The organism is Microcoleus sp. PH2017_34_RAT_O_A, from assembly GCF_020737885.1.
In the GTDB taxonomy this organism is placed as follows: domain Bacteria; phylum Cyanobacteriota; class Cyanobacteriia; order Cyanobacteriales; family Microcoleaceae; genus Microcoleus.
Genome location: NZ_JAEQDD010000047.1, coordinates 1 through 3,015, shown reverse-complemented (window position 1 = coordinate 3,015; position 3,015 = coordinate 1). Strand labels below are relative to the sequence as shown.

At 42.1% G+C, this 3,015-nt stretch carries 1 protein-coding gene and 1 pseudogene; both read left to right on the top strand.

What is annotated here, in order from left to right; genetic code table 11:
• Window positions 1-401 precede the first annotated feature (401 nt).
• Window positions 402-1,445 (top strand): annotated as a pseudogene (locus JGK11_RS17030) (IS630 family transposase).
• An 8-nt stretch (window positions 1,446-1,453) separates the two neighbouring features.
• On the top strand, window positions 1,454-2,917 hold the full coding sequence (locus JGK11_RS17025; RefSeq protein ID WP_293212363.1) for an ATP-binding protein: 1,464 nt from the start codon (window positions 1,454-1,456) through the stop codon (window positions 2,915-2,917).
• The last annotated feature ends 98 nt before the right edge of the window (window positions 2,918-3,015 follow it).

Below are 3,015 nucleotides of genomic sequence, written 5' to 3'. Positions count from 1 at the left end.
TTGGTTCTAAGAGCAAAAATAAAATATACTTTTCGGCGTTGCATTGTGCTGTCGAGGGTTTGGTAGTTTTTCTCATTGTCAAATACCTGGAAAGTAGACTACTCATATTGATTGATCGATTCACTATTTTGTGATTTTGTCAATGCGTAAGTCCTAGATATTGATTAACAAAGGCACATAGAGATAGGGTATCGATCGATTGCCCCGGCAAACGTTCCGGATTCAATCCCTGTAAAAGCCCATCCGTCAATACGCTATAGGAACCACTTGCCAACTCGTAGGCCGGTTCGATCGCCTGGGATGCGGCCACAAAACAGCGACTAAGTAGGTCGGCACAAAAAAACATAACTATGTTAAGATAAGTAAAGAAAAAGAATATATCTACTGAGGTAATTCAATATATGGGTGCTAGATTAAGGGTATTCCTGACTCAACAGCAAGACAAAACTCTCTTAAAACTGAGAACTGCGGATGTACCACAAAAAGTCAAAGACAGAGCAGAAGTAATTAGATTAAATGCACATGGCTGGTACGTTGAAAAAATAGCTGCTCATTTTAACTGGACTCCACAAACAGTGAGAAAGGTTTTACATAAATGGTCGCATCTAGGCATGGAAGGGCTTTGGGAGTCACCTGGTCGAGGAGCCCTTCAAGTGTGGAAAGAGGAAGATATAGAGTTTTTAAAAGAATGCCTCAAAAACGAACCACGTACATATAACAGTCTTTAATTAGCCCAGAAATTAGAAAAAGAACGTTCTGTCAAACTAAGTGCTGATCGATTAAGACGCATACTAAAAAAAAGGTTTATTTGGAAAAGAGCGAGAAAAAGTCACAAAGGAAAACAAGACCCCATAGTACAAGAAACGAAGCAATCCGACTTAGATATGTTGCAATTAGAGGCAGCGGCGGGAGGAATTGACTTAAAGTATTTAGATGAATAAGGGTTTTGTATGTGGAGTGAACCAGGTTATACTTATTACCCAATAGGTGAGCAAAAACGGTTAGAAAAAACGAAACGGCGTGGTCGTAGACTAAGTATTGTCGGACTTCTTCAACCTGACATCAGTTTTGTCTACGGTTTGGTAATTGGAGGTGTCGATCGAAAAGCTTATATCAAAATGATGGAACTCCAAGCCCAGGAAGCTGCTGAGATTGGACGACCGAGAGTAATTGTACAAGACAACGGCCCAATACACCGATGCAAAGAAGTCCAAGAGTTATGGCCACATTGGGAAAAGCAAGGTTTATATATCTTCTTTTTGCCCAAGTATTGTTCGGAAATGAACCCCATTGAATTGGAGTGGCAACACATTAAGAAAGATGAGTTAGTAGGACAAATGTTTGATGATGAGTTAGAACTCGCTTACGCCGTAATTCATGGAGTAGAAGTTAGAGGACAAAAGGGAAATTACACTACGCAACGTCTTAAGTTTAACTCCAATTAAGTAACTTAATGTTTTGTTACATAGATTGGTTTTTTCCCGCCTACCTACTTATCTGCCTTTTGCTGTCCATTTCCCTAAGAATAGAACAGCGGCTGCTGCGGTTAATTTCGGCAACAGAGGCGATAGCTGGTGGCGACTTCGACTCAACAGTTTCAGGTAGCGGCGTTGCCGAACTCGAAGCCCTAGCTTGTGCTTTCGAGCGCATGAATTCCCAGTTAAAAGCATCTCGCAAGCGGTTAAAAGAATATTCTGGCGATTTAAAGCGGCAAGTTGCACAGAAAACAAAGGAACTAAAACAAGCTAAAATTGCAGCCGAAAGTGCCAATCGCGCTAAAAGTACCTTTCTGGCCAATATGAGCCACGAATTGAGAACGCCTCTGAATGCGATTATCGGCTTTGCTCACCTCCTTGTGCACTCTAAAAAAACTGCACCGGAACAGCAGTCGAGTTTAGATATTATCAATCGCAGTGGCGAGCATTTGTTGAAACTAATCAACGATATTTTGTCGCTGTCTAAGATTGAAGCTGGTCAAATTACCCTCGAATCAAATGCTTTTGACCTGTACAGTTTGCTTTCGGACATAGAAGGGATGTTCCAACTCAAAACTCAATCTAAAGGGTTGCAACTTGTTTTTCAACGCAGTTCAGATGTACCGCAATACGTCCGAACTGATGAAAGCAAGCTGCGCCAAGTTTTGATTAATCTGTTGGGTAATGCTGTTAAATTTACTGAGGCGGGTAGGGTGAAGCTGACTGTAAAATGCCGACCGTTGCTGGCAAAAAAACCGCTATCCAAATTTTTTCTCCAATTCTCTGTGAAGGATACAGGCCCAGGCATTGCGCCTGACGAGGTTAGCCGTTTGTTCAAGCCGTTCGTGCAAGCGGATGCTGGCAGGAAATCGCAAACGGGAACGGGTTTGGGATTGCCAATCAGTAACTCTTTTGTGAAGCTGATGGGTGGTGAGATTAAGGTCAAAAGTTCTGTGGGGAAAGGAACGGTTTTTAGTTTTTACATTAAAGTCAGTCATGCAACTGAGAGCGAAATTTATGACAGACAGCCGCAAAAACGAGTGAAGGGGTTGGCACCCAACCAACAAAATTATCGCATTCTGGTAGCGGACGATGAGTCGGCAAATCGGTTGCTGTTAACTCAGATATTGAAGTCGGCTGGTTTTGTTGTGCGGTTTGCGGATAACGGAATTGAGGCTGTTAAGTTGTGGCGAAAGTACAAGCCGCATTTAATTTGGATGGATTTGAGGATGCCTGTTCTAGACGGCTTTCAAGCTGCTCAAAAAATTCGAGCTCTGCCTGACGGTTCTAACACTAAGATTATTGCTTTGAGCGCTAATGCTTTTGTTAAAACTCAGGAACTCGCCATGTCGAAAGGCTTCGATGACTTTGTTGCCAAACCGTTCCGAGAGGCAGTAATTTTCGAGAAGATGGCGCGACCTTTGGGAGCATTCTCCTGTTAATTGATTTACTGAATTTTGCTGCAATTATCTGAATAATGTGTTAAACTAGCAGAATATTCAGCATTATTCACTTTTGGATAACTACTCAACCCCAAGAC